Annotated in this window: 18 protein-coding genes; 4 read left to right on the top strand and 14 right to left on the bottom strand. The window is 43.9% G+C overall.

What is annotated here, in order from left to right; genetic code table 11:
* Window positions 1-356: 356 nt before the first annotated feature.
* Together V6W81_RS16370 and V6W81_RS16375 are read right to left on the bottom strand one after the other, a co-directional pair.
* Window positions 357-1,403, bottom strand: coding sequence for a ketopantoate reductase family protein (locus V6W81_RS16370; RefSeq protein WP_338539762.1), 1,047 nt, complete (start codon window positions 1,401-1,403; stop codon window positions 357-359).
* Between the two features lie 15 nt (window positions 1,404-1,418).
* Window positions 1,419-2,165 carry an acetoacetate decarboxylase gene (locus tag V6W81_RS16375; protein ID WP_338539763.1) on the bottom strand — a complete coding sequence of 249 codons (747 nt, stop codon included), beginning with the start codon at window positions 2,163-2,165 and terminating at the stop codon, window positions 1,419-1,421.
* Window positions 2,166-2,293: 128 nt separating this feature from the next.
* Between V6W81_RS16375 and V6W81_RS16380 the strand changes: the two genes are divergently transcribed.
* Window positions 2,294-3,178: a LysR family transcriptional regulator gene (locus V6W81_RS16380; protein ID WP_338539764.1), complete on the top strand. Its 885-nt coding sequence runs from the start codon at window positions 2,294-2,296 to the stop codon at window positions 3,176-3,178.
* A gap of 104 nt (window positions 3,179-3,282) precedes the next feature.
* Here the strand turns inward: V6W81_RS16380 and V6W81_RS16385 are convergent, their stop codons facing one another.
* The gene (locus V6W81_RS16385) at window positions 3,283-4,680 is read right to left on the bottom strand and encodes a glycoside hydrolase family 4 (protein WP_338539765.1); all 1,398 of its coding nucleotides are present in this window, start codon (window positions 4,678-4,680) and stop codon (window positions 3,283-3,285) included.
* A 174-nt stretch (window positions 4,681-4,854) separates the two neighbouring features.
* Here V6W81_RS16385 and V6W81_RS16390 point away from each other — a divergent pair, with 174 nt between their 5' ends.
* Window positions 4,855-5,706, top strand: a complete 852-nt coding sequence (locus V6W81_RS16390; protein ID WP_338539766.1) for an AraC family transcriptional regulator — start codon at window positions 4,855-4,857, stop codon at window positions 5,704-5,706.
* 137 nt (window positions 5,707-5,843) lie between these two features.
* Here the strand turns inward: V6W81_RS16390 and V6W81_RS16395 are convergent, their stop codons facing one another.
* The gene (locus V6W81_RS16395) at window positions 5,844-6,971 is read right to left on the bottom strand and encodes a phosphotransferase enzyme family protein (protein WP_338539767.1); all 1,128 of its coding nucleotides are present in this window, start codon (window positions 6,969-6,971) and stop codon (window positions 5,844-5,846) included.
* A 279-nt stretch (window positions 6,972-7,250) separates the two neighbouring features.
* On the opposite strand from V6W81_RS16395, the gene V6W81_RS16400 reads away from it, so the two are divergent.
* A complete protein-coding gene (locus V6W81_RS16400; protein WP_338539768.1) occupies window positions 7,251-7,736 on the top strand; it encodes a DinB family protein in 486 nt (161 codons plus the stop codon).
* A gap of 9 nt (window positions 7,737-7,745) precedes the next feature.
* On the opposite strand, the gene V6W81_RS16405 is transcribed toward V6W81_RS16400, so the two are convergent.
* Window positions 7,746-8,666 (bottom strand): ArsR/SmtB family transcription factor, encoded by a 921-nt coding sequence (locus V6W81_RS16405; RefSeq protein WP_338539769.1) that lies wholly within the window; start codon window positions 8,664-8,666, stop codon window positions 7,746-7,748.
* Between the two features lie 201 nt (window positions 8,667-8,867).
* Here V6W81_RS16405 and V6W81_RS16410 point away from each other — a divergent pair, with 201 nt between their 5' ends.
* Window positions 8,868-10,361, top strand: a complete 1,494-nt coding sequence (locus tag V6W81_RS16410) for an alpha-N-arabinofuranosidase (RefSeq protein WP_338544013.1) — start codon at window positions 8,868-8,870, stop codon at window positions 10,359-10,361.
* 175 nt (window positions 10,362-10,536) lie between these two features.
* Here V6W81_RS16410 and V6W81_RS16415 read toward each other — a convergent pair whose 3' ends face one another.
* The 9 genes from V6W81_RS16415 to V6W81_RS16455 form a co-directional block, all read right to left on the bottom strand.
* Window positions 10,537-10,992: an NUDIX domain-containing protein gene (locus V6W81_RS16415; RefSeq protein WP_056690557.1), complete on the bottom strand. Its 456-nt coding sequence runs from the start codon at window positions 10,990-10,992 to the stop codon at window positions 10,537-10,539.
* A gap of 215 nt (window positions 10,993-11,207) precedes the next feature.
* Complete coding sequence (locus V6W81_RS16420; RefSeq protein ID WP_338539770.1) at window positions 11,208-11,711, bottom strand: ClbS/DfsB family four-helix bundle protein; 504 nt, start codon at window positions 11,709-11,711, stop codon at window positions 11,208-11,210.
* 206 nt (window positions 11,712-11,917) lie between these two features.
* Window positions 11,918-12,916 (bottom strand): hypothetical protein, encoded by a 999-nt coding sequence (locus tag V6W81_RS16425; RefSeq protein ID WP_338539771.1) that lies wholly within the window; start codon window positions 12,914-12,916, stop codon window positions 11,918-11,920.
* A complete protein-coding gene (locus V6W81_RS16430; RefSeq protein WP_310135795.1) occupies window positions 12,913-13,407 on the bottom strand; it encodes an RNA polymerase sigma factor in 495 nt (164 codons plus the stop codon). Before V6W81_RS16430 ends, V6W81_RS16425 begins: the two co-directional genes overlap by 4 nt.
* Window positions 13,408-13,684: 277 nt before the next feature.
* Window positions 13,685-14,884 carry an MFS transporter gene (locus tag V6W81_RS16435; protein WP_338539772.1) on the bottom strand — a complete coding sequence of 400 codons (1,200 nt, stop codon included), beginning with the start codon at window positions 14,882-14,884 and terminating at the stop codon, window positions 13,685-13,687.
* 79 nt (window positions 14,885-14,963) lie between these two features.
* Window positions 14,964-16,187 carry a Xaa-Pro peptidase family protein gene (locus V6W81_RS16440; RefSeq protein ID WP_338539773.1) on the bottom strand — a complete coding sequence of 408 codons (1,224 nt, stop codon included), beginning with the start codon at window positions 16,185-16,187 and terminating at the stop codon, window positions 14,964-14,966.
* A gap of 4 nt (window positions 16,188-16,191) precedes the next feature.
* The gene (locus V6W81_RS16445; protein ID WP_338539774.1) at window positions 16,192-17,025 is read right to left on the bottom strand and encodes an ABC transporter permease; all 834 of its coding nucleotides are present in this window, start codon (window positions 17,023-17,025) and stop codon (window positions 16,192-16,194) included.
* A complete protein-coding gene (locus V6W81_RS16450) occupies window positions 17,018-17,935 on the bottom strand; it encodes an ABC transporter permease (RefSeq protein ID WP_338539775.1) in 918 nt (305 codons plus the stop codon). The genes V6W81_RS16445 and V6W81_RS16450 overlap by 8 nt, the downstream gene beginning before the upstream one ends.
* Window positions 17,932-19,062: an ABC transporter ATP-binding protein gene (locus V6W81_RS16455; protein ID WP_338539776.1), complete on the bottom strand. Its 1,131-nt coding sequence runs from the start codon at window positions 19,060-19,062 to the stop codon at window positions 17,932-17,934. Before V6W81_RS16455 ends, V6W81_RS16450 begins: the two co-directional genes overlap by 4 nt.
* Window positions 19,063-19,138: the final 76 nt, after the last annotated feature.

Genomic DNA, 19,138 nt, shown 5'->3' on the forward strand with positions numbered 1-19,138 from the left:
AGTAACAACAAGTGAATCGATTTCAGCATACCTTTAGCTGTTTTAGCTGCTTAAATCAAGGCTAGATATAGTTCTAAAACGGTTTAATCCGTCTATATCTAGTTACATAAAACACGTTTTAATGAGTTATGAAATTGATTCAAGTAACCATTATATCAAATTAACAATCTTTTATTTGTAAAATGTTAGGTAGTTTATAGTTCAACAGATTTCAGCTTCGTTTTGATACATGTGGTTTTTATTATGTAATTGTAGCCAAAAGCTGCGTTAGAGTAAAAAAAGACCTCACCAAATGTTGATTGGTAAGGTCTTTCAGAGTTTCAATAAAGGTGATGCGCTCGTTCAAGCTATTTATGTTATATCGTGTTGACTTGTTGCTCGTTTAATAATGCTTCAAAAGCTTTGATATTCGTACCAAACTGAGGAACCGTCTGGGTCTCTTCAGCCTGTTTGACCAGTTCAACAACTAGGTCATTGTATGGCGTTGCCACCCCGGTGCCTGCCGCTCTACTGGATACGACTCCATTAATATAATCAATCTCGGTTTTACGTTTCTTCTCCAGATCCTGTAGCATACTTGCTTTAAGGAGTCTTGAAGGTTCCATCACAGTACGTAATGTTTGAACTCGTGCAGCAATATCTGCCTCACTGTTCAGTTCAAGCGAAGCAATATCGAAGCCATTCATTTTCACAAATTGAACTCCACTTGCATGTCCAACCTTAATTGTCTCATCCGCAATGTGAACTGCGCTCACAATACCAGCCTCGTGGTCGATAATATCTCCATATTCTCCGTTTAATGCTGCTGATAATCCGCTAAATGCATTATTAATTAACAACTTCGACCATTTTGTTCCAACCAGATTGTCCGATATATGTGTCCCTCCGACCAGGTCTAGAACGGATTTTACTCGCTCAATTCTCTCGGTAACTTCACCATTTAGCTCTCCAATCTGAAAAGCATACTGCTTGAACTGTGTGTATTCTGTCGTCAGGCTCGACACGCCAGGTTCAATGAAGGTAGCTCCAAATTCTACGGAGCCTGCTATAACGCGCTGTGCCCCCACAATCGAAGCGACTTTATCTTCAGGAATCCCGTTCTGTAGAGAGCATACGATACTGTCTTCTTTCAAGAAAGGAAGTAATTCCTGTAGAATTGCATCGTTATATAGCTGTTTCGTTAGAAGTAGGATGAGATCGTATTTTCCTGACTTCTGCTCAGGGGTTATCGCTTTTACTTTAGCCTGAAACTCTGTCGTACCGGTCACTTTGGCACCTGTCTGATTTAAAGCTTCAACATGCTCCTGATACGCATCAATTAACTCGACATCCATTCCACCGTCCGCTAGATAAGCTCCGACGATCGTTCCCAAAGATCCTGCTCCTACAATTGCAATTCTCATGATTATGTTTCCTCCTTATTTCTCTTCTAGGTAGTTATATACAGGCTGTGCAGCATTTAAGGTTAGGTCGGTAAGAATATGGGATGCAGAAACCACTTCCAATACAGGCAGATCTGCAAGAGGTGCTAATGCATGTTCGAAGAGTTGAAGCCGGGCAGGCCCTGTCCAGGCTTCCTTCACTTCAATATCCGTAATTTGAGTTCGGATCAGATCACAGATTCTCAAATTACCGTTATAGTCCGTCGCAATCTTGATCATAAAATTCGGACGACATATTTCGCTTTTAGCAGCCTCTTTGTCCATTTCCACGTGCTTGTAACCCATGGTCGCCGTTGCGACACGAAGTGTTCCATAATCAAGCGTACCAACGAGTGTATCTGAATCCGTGTAGAGCTTGGGTGCACCCAACTTTTTCGGATATGCCGTAAGCTCTCGACCACTGGCAATTGCGGGAAAATTGTCTACATACATCGAGTGCACATAATCGCCATTTTCACCATTGAATTGAACGGGAATGACTTGTCCTGCTTCCGTATAAGCACCGAGCCCAGATACATCCGGCATCCACATCACCTCGAATTTGACCAGAGGGTCTGTGATCTGCAAAGGCTCTGGTACTGCAGATCGCAAAGCTTGCTCATCCGTTCGGTATATAATATTTAGATATTCCCGATTCTTAAATTTGTACGGTGGCATCGGATAAGCCGGAGCCGTTAAGGGTGTATTCAAATTGTTAGCTATGTTATTTACATCGATTTTCATCAAAGGACACCTGCCTTATCCAAATTTATCTCTATCTCATAAATAAATTCTACATCAAAGTTTAAATTTAATATAATACATAATAAGGACTATATATATTTATCATAATAAATAAGGAGTGTACACGAATGGAGCTACTTCAACTCAAGTATTTTCAGACAGTGGCTTATACGGAACATATATCTAAAGCTGCTGCACAACTAAATATAGCCCAGCCTTCACTGAGCTTAACCATTAAACGGTTAGAAGACGAACTAGGAACACCTCTGTTTGACAGAAAAGGAAGAACAATCGAATTGAATGCGTCGGGGAGAATTCTGCTGAAGCATGTGAACCGAATTTTCTTAGAAATCGAGAATGCAGAGATGGAAATCAAAGCAGCGGAGCATCACATCTCCAACACCATCCGAATCTCCATTACGAATCCTCGATTTCTGACAGGTCTCATTGGAGACTACATTAATGCTTCTCCTGAATCTAAGCTTCAGCAAGGCATTGGGAGCCGGAATGAGATTATTACAAGTTTGAAAAAAGGGGATATGGATCTGGGGATAACGGGGCATCCGATTGATGACGAGGAGATTGAGAGTATTGTTCTTGTTAAAGAAGACATTGTGCTAGTTGTACCTAAGAATCATGCTTATCATGGCGAGACGACCATATCATTAGATGTTATTGCGAAGGAGCCCTTTATCTCACTGGCTGACAATAAGGAGTACAGTCGGTTTACAACGATGCTGTGCGAAAAAGCCGGCTTCCTGCCCAATCTTGCATTTGAGGTTGATTCACATACGTTACTGGAAATTATCCGACTTGATCAAGGTGTGGCCTTGCTTCCCGTGTCAGTATGTAGAAATCTGGGCTTGAACTATATTCAAATTGCAGATGAAGCTTCCGTATATCCGATCAGTTTGTCTTGGGTTAAGCGGAAGTGGCTCTCTCCATCGGTTAAGGACTTTCGTGAATTTATTATCTTATATTACAACGAGAATGCTGGCATGTTTAAAATTTGAGGTGACTTAAAACTGGACTAGGCATATCAACGACTACGTAAATATAACGATTCATAACCAAAGACCACGTAGTTCCCTCTCCAGGAACTCACGTGGTCTCATCATTACTTTTTATTGTACCAACCGTCCGGAATCATCTCACGCTCTAGTTCTAACAATTCGTGTATGATCTGATCCGCATCACTGATGGAATTCACCAGCGGGTCAGTCAGCATCGCCCTTCTCAGTTTCTCGTAGCTCTGATCCAGAACAGCTTCGACTGTAAGCTCATGTGTATCCAGTACAAGTTCCTGCATACCTCTTATTCCACGTGGCATCTCGCCTACATGGACTGGCTTAACCCCATCCATACTCACGTCACATAACAGCTCCAAGAATGAATCTTCATTCATATTGGTTACCGCACCTTGATTGAGCGTATTAATGAAGAACTTCTTGCCCAGATTGCCCACCATATTCTCAATAATATCTGTTGCATGATCCGGGCAGAATGTGCCCATGTAATCAGCAATCGGGATATTTCCTGCAAGAAAATCATCCACCTGTTGCCACATTTCGTCATGCCGCTGATATCGATCCTCTGTCTCCCAGATGGATAAAGGCGGGATCGAATCTGCAGTCTTACCGTGACCCTGCCAGTATCGAACATATTCCTTCGTGTGTGCTGTGCATGTAGGAATAATTCCGAAGATATCATACAACTCGTACGTAATTGCATCGTTAAATAGAGCTTTAGCACCACGATCGCCGCCGTTATTCTCATCCCCCGCCAGCTTGCGCATTGCTTCGGCAATTTTCGGCATTACATTTTCCCCTTCAAACTCGGCTTTGAGCAGCCAAGTAAAGTGGTTCACACCAGCGATACGGAAATCGAATTTCTGATCGATCTCTTGGGTAAACTCGCTATGGTCTCCGATGATTCCAGCTCGCACAGCATAGTAGGCCTTCTTGTGTGGCATATGGTGGCTATCGCAGAGTGCAAACGATTTGAGCTGTGGTGCATAACGATGTAGCGCAATCCCATGAACAGTTGAAGGATTGATATAGTTAATGACCCAGGCATCAGGACATAGGGCTTCAATGTCTTTTGCACACTCCATAATAACCGGCAGTTCACGCATAGCTCGAAAGATCCCACCTGGTCCAATCGTATCACCGGAGCACATTCGAATACCGTATTTCAGCGAAACCTCACAATCGATACCACGATACTTCACCGATTGCTCCGCAAAGCTGAGTACTACGAAGTCTGCCCCCGGTAACACTTGTCTTCGATCCACAGATCCCTCTACCTTGAGAGATACATTATTCTCCCGCGCTACCTTTTCAGCCAATGTTACCATTTTCGAGAGACGTTCCTCATCCGTATCCACAAGTGCTAGTGTTCCCTGATTCAAGTATGGGGAATGAACCATCTGCCAGATGGACTGACGACCAAAAAACAGGCTACCAGCGCCGATCACGACTACTTTGGGATGTTGCTGCATAGTTGTGTCATTCATGTATTAACCCTCCTCGTAACGTTATAAGTTCATTATAGAAAAGTGGCACAAAATCGGAATGTGTGATAGTTTTCTATACATGTCATATGGTACGATTATGTAGATACTCCAAAACCTTTTATCAATTAGAATAAATCGTTGGATGTCATAAAGTAAAAAACGAGGGGTGATCCGATGCGTACCCATCAAGTTAATATGAGTGTAATTGATGAACTGTCTGACCATATCACACTCCGGATGAGTTCTTATCTCGAACAGACTCACAATCGAAAGTGGATTGAGCACAAGTCGCACTCTGACTATGATCTGTGGTTAATTACAGCGGGCTCGGTTCAAATCACCGTCGAAGGCATTGAACATACCGCCAGTACGGGCGACGTCATATTTTTTTATCCAGATATGCCCTATATGGCAACAACAACTGAAGAGCTGTGTCGATTTGTGTATATGCACTTTGATTTTAGTATCGCTGAGCAAAAACGAATTCTAGGTGAATTTCAACTCCCAGGCATCGTACCTGGCAACTTGATTCAAGAAGAAACCTCGTTATTTGCATCTTCCTATCGACGGTTTAAGCAGAGCAAGGGCACTTCGGGCAATCGACTATATCTAAAAGCGACTCTGCTTCTCGTCATCGCAAAAATATTAGAGCTTCATGGGCAAGGCTTGTATACAGGTGCATTTCTGCAGAATCGGAAGTCTCAAAAAAGCGAAGGAAGTCTAGATGTTCTTCAGAGCGTATTCCAGTACGTTGATGCGAACCTGCACCGAGCCATCCGAATGAATGAGCTTGCGGCTGTTGCGGGTGTCTCCGAGAAGTATTTCATCTCGCTTTTCAAGAAAATTTTAGGAATCACGCCAGGGCAGTACATCAATCAGATTAAAATGAATCGAGCCAGAGACTATCTGTACGAGAAAAAATATACAATCCAACAAATCGCTGAATTTTTAGGATATCCTGATCCCTTCACCTTCTCCAAAGCGTTCAAAAAAATGTATAACGTCCCCCCTTCCAAATTCGAATAGCGCACCTTAGCTCCATCATTCATATCGATATCAAAGTAAGCTACAAAAAAGAGGCAACCGATCTACACCGGCTGCCTCTTCTTATTGAATGAACTCATTCATGATCTTGAGTTAAGAGTAATTTATCAGTATTCAGTTCAGTTTTCCTCATATTCAAAAGGGGAATCTGGAGAATACATCTCATGGAAAAAACCTTTAAACGGTATGTCCTCTTCCATACATTTAATGAGATATGCCAGATGCTCATCATCATCTTCTTCCTCTTCCCGCTCGTTATACTGCATCACCTGAAATATATCCAGAATGTTCTCCAGTAAGTTGAGTTGAATGAATAACGGCAGGTTCTCCAGCATCGCTTCCGAAACGTGCGTTTCCGAAGTATATCCAGCAAGTACCGTTTGGAAATAATCGTCCATGAACTGCCTACGTTTGTCTGCATCTGGTTCGAATTGAATCCAGCCAGCGCCATTTGACCAAATAGATGCAAGGTCTAACATGTACCAACCAAAACAAGCATTATCAAAATCAAACACCGTGATCTGACCCGTATCATAATCAATGGCGTAGTTCCCGTCATTAAAATCGAAATGAATCATGCCAAAGGTCTCTTGACTTAACTCCAATTGCTTAACGGTTTGCAGCAGTTCAACCATCTTCTCTTTGAGCAGAGGGAACGCTTCAGGAATTAAGCTCGCGATTTCTTCTGTATTATATCTATCCAGAAATGGATATCTGCGATGAACGGGTGTGTAATTTTTGGATAGCTGGTGCATCTTGCCCAGAACTTTGCCGCAATTATAATAGTACTCGGAAATGGGAACGCCTTCCCGGTACTGATAATGATTGTCTACAAGCAGCTTGCCTTTGGCTTTTGCAAACAAGCTGACATAGAATGTATGTCCTTCATAAACGATTTCTTCGAGTAGATGACCTTTGTTGGAATTCACAACATTAGATACACTTGCGCCATGATCATGCAGATAACGGACGTATTCGAGCTCTGCCATATAATCCTTCCTGTTTCGATCAGGAATAAAAGAAATTCGGAGAATGAGTGATTCATGCCCCTCTTTATCACAAGAGTACACGATATTCCGTCCTCCCTCATGAGGTGGGATAAGCTGAATCGTGTAACCTTCCAGGTCGAACATCTTGGATGCGAGTGACAGTACATGCGTGTTGCTAATGTGAACAGCTTCGTTAAAATGAATAATAATCTCCTCCAGTAAACATTGATGGGCGGTCTCCCGCATTACAATGTCCACAAAAGGAATTTCTTGAACCGATCATCCTTTCGTGGACCTAAAGCACAATCACCTTGTTAGACATTAAAATTCGCTCCTTTATATTTGGATATAACCAATATAGCCTATGATTCCATATTATTCTAGTTATTTATTTATTTTTTTGGCTGTGTTAAAGGTGAGTGTTGATCTTTGATAGTTATATAAATTTTTGATATACTCTCAATAGGAACAAACGTTTGGGTAATTATGGTTCTGTCTACATTCAATTTAGATAAATTTATGATCGGAGTGATTATTGTGAATACGTTCTTTGAATACAACTGGCAAGTAAGAGACGAATGGTTTAACTGGTGTAATCAACTAACAACAGCAGAGCTATTAAAAACCCGCATAGGTGGAGTAGAGAATATTCTGTACACTCTTTTTCACATTATTGACGTTGAATATAGTTGGATTCGTGGTATCCAGGATAAGGAAGATGTCATATTTGATTTTGAAAATTATAAAACGCTTGAGAAGATAAGAGCTCTTTCAAATTCATTACGACCTGAAATCGTTGACTTCTTAAAGACCAATTCAGAGGAAAAAAGCGATCAATTAGTTAAAGTCCCTTGGGATGAAAATGAATACACCAAAGACGAGATATTACATCATTTAATTGCCCACGAAATTCATCATATCGGGCAACTTTCTGTATGGGCCAGAGAAATAGAATTAACGCCTGTATCCGCTAATTTTATCGGTAGAGACTTAAAGCCAATGCAATCTTACTTAAAAGATTAATACAGCCATTTATTTAGCTTCTACTACTTCATAATAGTACCTGATCAAAATGTCCTGGTTATAGTTCCCAAAACCCTTTCCGAATAACGTAAGTCCACCTCGGCCAGGTACACCTTCTTCTGGGCTTAAGCGAATCGTCCAATAAGTAGCGGTATTGAGATTCAAATCATTTATTTGGACATCCGAAATGCGCTGCCCGTCGATAAACGTGCCATCAGCATTGATTCGTAGCACTTTCAGTACACCATACTGGTTCACATCGGAATGCCACCACTGTGGAGTAAGCTTGCCCTTGCGATCCCCAAAGTCACCAGGACTTGTCCACGTTCCAAGAGAATGACCATTCAGCGTAAAACGAATATCCGACGGCCAGTTCTCATTCACTTGAGGGGCTTCCGATCCAAGCTCCAATGAAACTTCGATCTCCTTGATCGCCTGATCTTTGTATAGATAATTAGGAATCTTATATTCGAGAAACCCGCGTGCTAACCAGAGTATGCCTGCATTCACCCGATCCGGATCCATGAAGCACGCTGGTGTATCGTATTGTCCAATGATTTGGGTCGTCGTCGCAATCCCGCATGTTGGCCATGCCTCATAATCCGTATATTGCCCTACTGGAATGGAGACTTCATGGTAAGGTGCAGCCATTGGCTCTGGGGATAGATTAATCGTCATAAACTCTTGCTGGATATAACAAAATTTATAGGTTCCACCGTTTTCTCTCCTCATTCGGCTACCAACAATGCCAGCTTTCTGTAACTTGCTCACATGGGTACTAACGATGGCTTTGCTCAAATATAGCTCCTCGGCCAGCGCATTAATGTGCATCTCTCTCTTCTGCAGTAATAATCGAACAATATTTAAACGAGCCTCGCTTGCAAGCGCCTCGTAAACGATTAGCGAATTAGCATCTGTACCGAGCATCATGAACTCCACTTCCCTCTCGTTATGAATTCGTTATTTTGCGAACCCTGTAAAATAATCTTGCTCCTAAAAAAGCATTATGATACATATTAGATAACAAATCAATATTTTGATTTTGCTTTTTGGCGAATTCAACACATGAACAATGAATGAAACAACTACTAAATCGATCCTATGGAGGTTTTCACTTTGCTAACATCTAAGATGCTTATTGATAAAGATTTTCAGATTGCTGAAGTTGATCCACGAGTTTATGGTTCCTTTGTTGAACATTTGGGACGTGCTGTGTATGGCGGGATTTATGATCCAGGTCATCCAACTGCAGATGCGCAAGGCTTCCGTCAGGATGCGATTGAAGCCATCAAGGCATTGAATGTGCCAATTGTTCGTTATCCTGGTGGAAATTTTGTATCAGGTTACAATTGGGAAGATGGTGTAGGACCTGTAGCGGAGCGTAAACGCAGACTTGAGCTAGCTTGGTGGACCATCGAAACGAACGCGATTGGAACGAATGAATTCGCTGATTGGGCGAAGCTTGTTGGAACCGAAGTGATGATGGCTGTTAATCTGGGTACTCGTGGTATTGATGCGGCGAGAAATCTCGTAGAATATTGTAACCATCCTTCAGGCACATATTGGAGTGATCTACGTATTTCTCATGGTTACAAAGATCCTCACCAATTCAAAACCTGGTGTCTGGGTAACGAAATGGATGGTCCATGGCAGATCGGAGCGATGACTGCACATGAATACGGCAGAATTGCGAACGAAACTGCCAAAGCGATGAAATGGGTTGATCCAAATATTGAGCTTGTTGCATGTGGCAGTTCGAGCCGTGGCATGAGCACATTCGCTGATTGGGAAGCGACGGTTCTTGATCTCTCCTATGAGAATGTAGATTACTTGTCTCTGCACGCTTACTATAACAATAATAAAGACAACACATACGATTTCCTGGCTAGTTCGCTGGATCTGGATCAGTTCATCGACAGTGTAGCTTCAATCTGTGATTTTGTGCAAGCGAAGAAACGCAGTAAAAAGAAATTGATGTTGTCCCTAGACGAATGGAATGTCTGGAACTCTATTGGTACGAGCCGTATGGAAGAACGGTGGCAGATTGCACCGCCAGAGTTCGAGGATGTGTATACGCATGAAGATGCGCTGGCGGTAGGCTGTTATCTGATTACCATCTTGAAACACGCAGACCGAGTGAAGATGGCTTGCCTAGCACAACTGATCAATGTTATTGCACCGATCATGACTGAGAACAACGGAGCGATCTGGTTCCAGACAACCTACTTCCCGTTCATGCATGCATCCAACTTCGGACGTGGAACAGTGCTTCAATCCATCGTATCTTCACCGAAGTACGATTCCAAAGACTTCACGGATGTGCCTTACCTGGAAGCCATCAGCGTGCATGACGAAGAAAATGGATTGATCACTATCTTTGCGGTAAACAGACATCTGGACGAACAGATGGAACTGAATGTAGATCTTCGTTCGTTTGGCGAAACTACATTTGTAGAGCACATTGTATTGGAAAATGACGACTTGAAAGCGACCAATACCAAAACAAACCCACATAACGTTATGCCTCACAACGGCGGGCATACGAAGGTAGATCAAGGAAAAGTGCAAGCTGTCCTGAACAAAGCATCATGGAACGTGATTCGTCTTAAAACAAAGCAAGCGTAATTCACTGGTCGAGTTCAATTATGTGAACGTTCAATACCTTCGAAAACAAAGTTGCCTTTAACATTGATCTAATGATATGACAAAGACCTCTAGTCTTCTAACGAAGCTGGAGGTCTTTTTTTGAATCTCAAACATGCAAATGAACTCTGATATTCAGGCCGACTCTTTAAATGTATCATTCTGAGTCTTCATGTTCCTCATTTCCTAAGTACATAACCGTTTTCTCACCAGCAACCAATCGAAGAATTTGTTTTCTTAATTTAGATGGGTTGAGCGGTTGCCCCATAATATCTTGGATCTCCAACCATTCATAAGTCTCATGAAATTTTTCAATATGAAGACTAGAATGCTGCACCATGCCTTTATACTCGCATAGAAAAAAGAAATCTACCCGATGTAGCGCTTCGCCATATACACCTTCATTAATAAACTCCAAGGATAACGGTTCGACATGAACTCCTATTTCTTCTGCCACTTCACGTTTAACAGTATCAGTCAATGCCTCACCTGCATTTTGGGTTCCGCCAGGCAGCGTATAATACACATCTTGCTCATTTTTGTGTTTCAAGGCAAGCATTCTTCCATCCTGGATAATCAATGCTTTCGCAGAATTCCTAATCTTTTTTTCCACGTTCAATCCCTCTTTTATCATTGTACTGAATCGAGTTGTTGAGGGTTTTGTCTGCTCGCTTAAGAGTAGTCCTTTTCTCAATAAACGATATTATTGACGATGCCTGACTACTGTTGTCGATTGCATTATTGAGCTTCAGATCCATTCCGCTTAACTTCACGATTTTATGAAGAAGATTTTAACACATAATACTCAACAAATTCTGAACAATTATGTCATAACGCCTTGGCGATCCGTTCACATTTCTGAATTGCCCACACGTAATGATTGGAAGTGTTAGCAGCAAAGTAACTGTACAAATTGCTTGTTTTCACCCATTTATAATGTTTCTTGGTCATGATTTCTTCGTTGGTATGACTATGAATAAGCTTCATCACTCGTTCGTGGCTCAGCTTTAATTTTTTGATCGCATGATTCAAAGTTACATCCTGATAGTTTTCCCAAATCTGCATATTGAGCTGCTTGATTGTACTCCACTTAAAGCCAGGTGCAGGCATCGTAGGGACATCCCCATCCATGCCTTCTCGGTACCATCTCTCCAACATGGCATGCCATTCATATAAATGCATCAGCACATCGCGAAAATTTTTGTCTCTTTCCTCTGTTTCAATTGAACGACTTCTTTTGCCTCTAGGCACAGATTCAACGATATGAAGTAATGTTCTGAAATGGTTGTCACTATTGACTAATAACTGTTCTTTTTCGCTCGTTTCGCTCATGAGCACAAACTCCTTTTTACTTCATCTTAGCATGGGCAGGCTCGTTCTGATAGATATCCTAGTTCTAGCTTTTTGACCATTTATAAACAATTGTATAAATCTATTAAGAGAACTCATTGGTATGTTAATACAAAAAAACGAGCGAGGCTCTGATATGCCTTGCTCGCTCTTCGTCGCGCATTCATTCGCGCTGCGTAACTATAATTTTATTCACTCAGGCTATTCCAGAACGATTGGAATGCACCTTGCTCAACTTCAAGGAATACCGGTACATTGCCGTAACGCACTAGACCTTCACCGAACAGAACCAAGGAAACTTGCGTTTTGTCTTGTAGCGTAAGGTAGATTATTTTACGATCTTCTTGTCCGTAAAGTTTCTCTTCCAGCTCTGGGCTGGTTGCAATCGGCTTAGCAGCATTAAGCGCCGAGACAAAGGCATCCAATGATTCGTCTGCTGGTAGTTGTTGCAGCTCCTGCAATCCATTGTTCCAGCTTGCAAAGGTTTCCCACTGGGCGGCCGTAATATTACCTTCGATATGCAGCTTGCCGATGAGATCGGCACCACTGCTAATCGTGATATCATTGTTTTTATCGAATAATTGTGCATATACCTGTCCATCAATTTCAGTGTAGGACATGATTCGGAAGTCTTGATCGTACCCGTTTACTGCGTATATGTCTGCTTCACCGATGTTGGAAGCAAGCTCCGTATACTGATCTTGGCCGCTTAGCTCATTGATGCCACCTGTTGTCGTGCCAAGCTTTTCACCTCGCAAGGCAAGGGCATCTGCACCGTCAAGTGATGTCGCTGATTGGGTATAGACATTGCCCTGATAGACAACCAATTGCAGCATGCTCGCCATAGCCCCTTTTCCATCCGCACTTGGTAATTCCGTTTTTGGAATAACAACTGAATTATCCGATGCATTTGGTGTATTGGTTTCATTCGTTGGATTACTTCCACTCGATACCACATTGGTCACCGGCGCACTCGGTGCGTTCCATTGCTGCCATACACTAGGTGCAGCTATCCCAATACTCGCAACAATTGCAACGCTGGCTGCGATGTATAGAGGTTTGCGTTGACGCTTGGGTTGCTGGCGCTCTGCATTCACACTTTGCTCTATCCGTTTTTTCATTTGATCGTCTGTTTTCATCGAATCCACCGCTTTCTTATAATTTCGTCTGAATTGTTCCTCGTTCATAGCTGTTCTTCCCCTTCCAGCTCCAGTTTCAACAACTGTCTTCCCCGCTGTAATCGCATCTTCACTGCTGACTCACTAATTTGTAGTATGGCTCCGATTTCTCGGATCGGATAATCTTCGTAATAATATAGGTGAACCACCGATCTATACTTGACAGGCAAGGACAGCACAAGTTCAATCAACGCCTGGTCTTCAGCGTTTTCCGTTGTAAGGGGATCTGCGCCCTCCAGCTTAACCTCCCGTTTGCGCCAACCTCTGCCTAATAAAGACTTGCAGTGATTGGTGATAACCCGAATTAACCATGCCTTCTGATGCTCTGCGTCGTTGAAGGTGGGGGCTTTTTCTATGAATTTGATGAAGGTATCGTGAGTAGCTTCCTCTGCGTCCTCTCGTCTGCCAAGGTGTACCATGGCAATCCGGAACAACGTATCCGCATATGCCTCATAGATACTCATCACTTGATCGCCCGGCTCGGGCACTGATCGCTGCATGGTGTCTTGCCCTCCTTTATATGTTAAACACTCTTACGGACGGCATTTGGTCACATTTTGTTTTTAATATTTTCGAGATGGTCTTGGCATGTACGTAAAATCCGTAACCAAACTAGAGTTTACAGTCCCCATTTATCAAAACAAAGAAGGCTACTTCGTAGGATATCAGTCCCGAAATAGCCTGTTGCTCACATATTATTATTGATCAAATGTTTGTTTAAATGATAATGTAGCTTCCACTTGTTCGTAACGAACGAGCATCCATGATCATTATTAGCTATGTCAAGGTTGCCTCCGATGGTCGTTCATCCAGATGGGCAAGGATACGGCACAGGATAACTGCTAGGATGACATAGACAACGATCATACCTACGATACCCTGCCAATCCTGCACACTGTACAGCACCCCTCCACCTGTTCCACTAACACTTGAACCAACATAGTAGAAAAATAAGTACAGGGCATTCGCCTGGGATACATGCTGCTTCGCCACAAGGCCTACCCAACTGCTTGCGATGGAATGTCCGCCGAAGAAACCAAAGGCAAATAGTGCAAGTCCTACAATTTTCACCCACAAGTCAGAATGAAGTGTACATAGTGCACCAGCAAGAATGATGACAAGCGTCAAAATTAGGACATGTGATCTGCCATATCGATCTGCCATTCTCCCCATCCAAGTGCTGCTTAAGGTGCCCATAATATATACAACAAACAGACTTCCAACAACAGATTGACTTAGGCTGTACGGCTCTCCAGTTAATTCAAAGCCAATATAGTTAAATACCGTTACGAAGCCACCCATCAACAGAAAACCGAGTCCGTACAGACAGAGCAGACGTGGGTTACGACATTGGGACCATAAAAGCGGCATGATACGCGAGAAGCTTACAGCGCTCTTGACGTAATTACGTGAAGGTGGAATAACAAGCCAGAAGATCAGAGCAGCGCATAAACCCAGAACACCTATAAAACCAATAGCTGTCCGCCAACTGAACCAGTCTGTAATCACACCGCTAATAAAACGCCCTGCCATGCCTCCAATGGAATTGCCGCTGATGTATAGACCCATAGCATAGCCCAGACTGGAGGTGTCGATCTCCTCAGCCAAGTACGTCATAGCTGTAGCTGGAAGCCCTGCAAGTGCGACACCTTGAAGGATACGAAGTAACAACAGCTCTGTAAATCCAGAACTGAACGCGCTCAGTATGGCGATTAGTGATGAGATCACTAGAGCAGCGGTCATAATGTAACGGCGCCCGACCAAGTCAGACAAAGTGCCCACAAACAGCATCGTAAGTGCCATAGCAACGGTCGTTACCGAGAGGGTTAAGCTAGACTGGGCAGGCGTAATTGCAAAAGCTGTACTGATTTCAGGCATCAAAGGCTGCAAACTATATAATAATGCAAACGTGATAAATCCTCCGGCAAACAGTGCAAGACTGATGTTTCGAAATGTCGTCGTTCCCTGCTGAATCATTGCATTTTCCAACTTTCTGGCAGGAATGCTCCCTGATCGGCTGTTGCCAGATCGCTTGCGTGAAGCCTTCCATCAATCGTTATTTCGTGAACAGTTTACGCTCCATATGGGTCAGAAACTCGAAACCATCTGGAGTCACGATCACCGTATCCTCGATTTGGAAGCCACCAGCACCAAGCTCATAGTAAGGCACCTCAACACAAAGTACCATACCGGGCTCCAGAATGTGTTGGTCACCCGGGGAGAGGGTTAGATCATCATACAGCTCCAGACCAATAGCATGTCCTACATGCTGACGTCGATAATGAGGGATACCTTCGCGTTGTACGCGTGATACCGCTGCATGAAATACGTCCGACGCTTTGACCCCTGGGCGCACATGTTCAAGTGCCGTCTCCCATCCACTTTTTACCGCATCAAAATGCTTTTTCATCCAAGGTGTAGGCTCACCCGCAACCACTGTGCGACCGGTATCTGCCCAATACCCTTCCAGTTGCAAACATAGATCGAAGCGAACCTGGTCACCTGATTCTATCGTGTGGAAATAATTCTCGATCAGAGGCAGCGCACTTCGTGGCCCTGCGCCTACTGCAGTCATCGCCGGAATCCCGCCGCCTTTCATCACGGCTAGTCGATAGTGGTCTGCAATCTGTTTCTCATGAACTCCTGCTTCGATCAGATCAATTAATTCCTTCTCAATCTGTTCATTCAGAACGGCTGCTTCTTGTAGCCGACTCACTTCATAGGATGTTTTGATCAACCGGATATGTCGAAACAGGGCATAGGCAGGTATAACGGCTTCATTAGGTACCGTTTTCTTGATATCTTCCAAGATCTGTGGAGCTATCCGCATTTCATCAATTCCGATAGGCTGATGCTCAATACCCAACTGTTTCAGTGCCGCTTGAAGCGCATCTAACGGACTTTTGTGAATAACTGTGGATTGTAGCAAGGAATAGAACAGATCAATATCCGGTGTTGAAGGGTTACCTTCAATCGTGCCTTCCACGAAGAAATCGCTGTATGCAAAAATATCAACGTTCGTTATGCCAAATTGTGCGACTACTCCCAGACGATTGGTCGGGATGATGATACAAGGTCTTGTCGATCGATCCGCAGGAAGTACCGCATAAATTTGCATCGTCCAGTTACTCGCACGCAGCTGTGAGCCAATGACATATTGGATATTCTCCGGTGTAGTCGCAATTAGAGCTGCAATCCCTTTTGCCTTCATCACTTCTTCTGCCCGCTCCCAGTTCAAGCCAGCACTACGAGAACTCTGTTGTGAGCCTACTTCTTCCATGTAATCAAGACCTCCTTTGTTTTTTTCTTCCGCCCAGCATGCCTTCCATTCCTGTAAGCGAACGCAGAACTAGCCTAATCAGAAGAAACAGCACCAGCGCAAATACAATTAAAACAACGGATACCACCGCTATCGTAGGGTCTTGCCATTTTTCCATATACAAAAATAACTGAATAGGCAACGTGTAACTGTCCTGCCGCAAGAGTAATAATGCAGCTTCGACCTGATCAAATGTAAATACAAATGCAATAGAGCCCGAAAGAAGCAAGGACAATTTAAGCTGTGGCAGCGTTATAGTAAAAAATATCCGTATCGGGCTTGCGCCCATATCCGCAGCAGCCTCCCGATATACAGGCTGTAGGTTGGCGAGTGCACTCCCCACGATCGTCAGAACGAAAGGTAGAACAATGACTGCTTCACCCAAAATCAGGGCAAATAAGCCGCCTGCAATATGCATTTTGGAAAAGAGAATTAGGTAAGCAATACCCAGCGTGATTTTGGGCATGACCATTGGGGAGACGAAGAATGCCCGCAATAACCCTGATCCACGAAACGGATATTGTACGATGGCAAGTGAAGCTAGCGTTCCAGTTACAAGAGCCAGTAGTACGGCACCTGTAGAAGCAATAAGACTGTTCTTGAACGCGTGCAAAAACTGGGTCTGCTCCGCTAGATTAGCATACCACTTTAGTGTGAACCCTTCTGGTGGGAATTTACTTGCCGATCCCGAGCCTACTGACGTCATCACGATCATAAGTAATGGTAACAGCAGATAGATCGCTACCATGCCTGTAAAAACATAGAGTAGCAGCTTCGTAAGTCTGTTAGAGCTAACCATGTGCCTGCCCTCCTTTGCGGGAACGTCTAAACATCAGCATGTCCGCGCCTTTGTTGACGATAAGTGAGACAACGATGGAGGATACCAGCAGAAACAAGCTAGCAACGGCTGCCATAGGCCAATTCGTATCCAGGGTTCGCTGATATATGAAAACGGGCAATGTCATTACCCGACCTCCCCCAATAAGCTGAGGTGTGGTGAATGCGGTTAGGCACAGCGTAAATACAATCTGGATACCGCTTGCAACGCCTCTTGCCGATAAGGGCAGCGTTATGGTGAAAAAGGTACGCCAACTGCCCGCACCTAGATCCTGAGCAGCTGCTTTGAGGGAAGCATCACTTTGCGATAACACATTCAGGATAGGAAAAACCATAAATGGTAGAAAAATATGAACTAGTGCAACCACAACACCCGTCTCGTTATACATCATGTTGAAGCCTTCTTCGGTAATCCCCAGATGAGTGAACAACCAGTTCATCATGCCTTGTCTTGATAAGAGCAACTGCCATCCATAGGATCTCACAACGGCGCTAACCAGCAAGGGTAGAAACGTTAATAGGAGCAACCACTGCTTCAAGCCTGGTTTCTTCAAGCCCGCGATGGTGTAAGCCAATGGATACGCTAGCAGCACACTCCACAATGTAACCTTGAATGCAATCCGAAACGTCGTCCCAATCAGTTTCCAGTAATACGGGTCTGTTAGAAAAGCACGGTATGAAGCCCAGTCCCATCCCCGGATTAATTTGCCGTTCTCATAAATGTCGAAGCTGTATCTGCCAAAGATCAGCAAGCTGCCGAGATAGACGACTCCCATCAACGCTAAAGCAGGCACGAGCAGAAGAAACTGGGTCATCCAGTGACGATGCTGAGAAGAATACAAATTGACAACGCGTTCAGTTACCCGTTTCATGATCTATTCTCCTGATTCGATTCAGGCTCAGGTTCAGATAACAACAGTGCATCATCCGGGTCAAATCCAATCCGTACGATATCACCGGGTGCATACCGAGATGCACCTCGCTGATGCAGAACGGTCGCCTGAATACGTAATTCGGATGTTATTTCCAAGGTGTAGCGTATACTTGCGCCCCCATACACGCTCTCAATCACCCTGCCTTCGAAGGAATTCACACTGCCCTCGGCTTCGGCACCAAGACGAATATACTCATAACGTAACGACAATACGGACGGTGTACCCGTTGGTTGGGCGCTTCCTCCCCTGTTTTCTTTCACGACAAGTGTATGACCAAAACAATTAACCCGAACAACCTCTCGATCTGATCCTAATACCGTTACGTTGATAAGGTTCGTATCCCCGATGAATTTCGCTACAAAATGATCCGCAGGATTCTCATAAATCTCATCAGGCGTCCCATATTGCAGCAGCTTTCCACTTCGCATGACACCAATCCGATCAGACATATTCATCGCTTCGCTCTGGTCATGCGTGACAAAAATGAATGTGCCTCCGAATTCCCGCTGAATACGTTTCAGCTCATGCTGCATATCCAGACGCAACTGCATATCAAGCGCAGAGAGCGGTTCATCAAGTAACAACACCTCTGGCCGGTTAACTAGCGCACGGGCTATAGCCACACGCTGAGCCTGTCCTCCCGACAGTTGCGAGATAGCTCGGTTGCTGTAATCTCCAAGCTGTACTAATTCAAGCATTTCATAGACTTGCCGTTTCATCTCCGCCTTCGGTGTTTTTTTCACCTTAAGACCGTATGCAATATTGTGGAATACATCCATATGAGGAAACAGCGCAAGCTGCTGGAATATCATGTTACTGTTGCGACCATAAGCAGGAACTCCCGTGACATCCCGCCCTCCCAGTAAAATGACCCCTTCATCTGGCTGTTCAAGTCCACCCAGCATGCGTAGCAGTGTTGTTTTGCCACAGCCACTTGGCCCCAGAAGGGAGACGAACTCTCCCTTTTGAACCTGAAGCGTTACCTGATCAACGGCGGCTCGCTCTCCATATGTCTTCCTGACACCTTTCGTTTCAATGGAAACGGTATCTTGTCCGCTGTTCATTCTATTCCTCCAATCTATCCAGTTTGGTTTACGAATAGATTTTAGGCCGTGTCTGAAAACTCGCTGAAGTGCATCT

It is taken from the genome of Paenibacillus tundrae (genome assembly GCF_036884255.1).
GTDB lineage: Bacteria > Bacillota > Bacilli > Paenibacillales > Paenibacillaceae > Paenibacillus.

Excerpts from the sequence above, each read along its gene's own strand:
- V6W81_RS16370 (WP_338539762.1), bottom strand. The coding sequence starts at position 1,403 with ATGAGAATTGCAATTGTAGGAGCAGGATCTTTGGGAACGATCGTCGGA.
- V6W81_RS16375 (WP_338539763.1), bottom strand. The coding sequence starts at position 2,165 with ATGAAAATCGATGTAAATAACATAGCTAACAATTTGAATACACCCTTA.
- V6W81_RS16380 (WP_338539764.1), top strand. The coding sequence starts at position 2,294 with ATGGAGCTACTTCAACTCAAGTATTTTCAGACAGTGGCTTATACGGAA.
- V6W81_RS16385 (WP_338539765.1), bottom strand. The coding sequence starts at position 4,680 with ATGAATGACACAACTATGCAGCAACATCCCAAAGTAGTCGTGATCGGC.
- V6W81_RS16390 (WP_338539766.1), top strand. The coding sequence starts at position 4,855 with ATGCGTACCCATCAAGTTAATATGAGTGTAATTGATGAACTGTCTGAC.
- V6W81_RS16405 (WP_338539769.1), bottom strand. The coding sequence starts at position 8,666 with ATGATGCTCGGTACAGATGCTAATTCGCTAATCGTTTACGAGGCGCTT.
- V6W81_RS16410 (WP_338544013.1), top strand. The coding sequence starts at position 8,868 with ATGCTTATTGATAAAGATTTTCAGATTGCTGAAGTTGATCCACGAGTT.
- V6W81_RS16420 (WP_338539770.1), bottom strand. The coding sequence starts at position 11,711 with ATGAGCGAAACGAGCGAAAAAGAACAGTTATTAGTCAATAGTGACAAC.
- V6W81_RS16425 (WP_338539771.1), bottom strand. The coding sequence starts at position 12,916 with ATGAACGAGGAACAATTCAGACGAAATTATAAGAAAGCGGTGGATTCG.
- V6W81_RS16430 (WP_310135795.1), bottom strand. The coding sequence starts at position 13,407 with ATGCAGCGATCAGTGCCCGAGCCGGGCGATCAAGTGATGAGTATCTAT.
- V6W81_RS16435 (WP_338539772.1), bottom strand. The coding sequence starts at position 14,884 with ATGATTCAGCAGGGAACGACGACATTTCGAAACATCAGTCTTGCACTG.
- V6W81_RS16440 (WP_338539773.1), bottom strand. The coding sequence starts at position 16,187 with ATGGAAGAAGTAGGCTCACAACAGAGTTCTCGTAGTGCTGGCTTGAAC.
- V6W81_RS16445 (WP_338539774.1), bottom strand. The coding sequence starts at position 17,025 with ATGGTTAGCTCTAACAGACTTACGAAGCTGCTACTCTATGTTTTTACA.
- V6W81_RS16450 (WP_338539775.1), bottom strand. The coding sequence starts at position 17,935 with ATGAAACGGGTAACTGAACGCGTTGTCAATTTGTATTCTTCTCAGCAT.
- V6W81_RS16455 (WP_338539776.1), bottom strand. The coding sequence starts at position 19,062 with ATGAACAGCGGACAAGATACCGTTTCCATTGAAACGAAAGGTGTCAGG.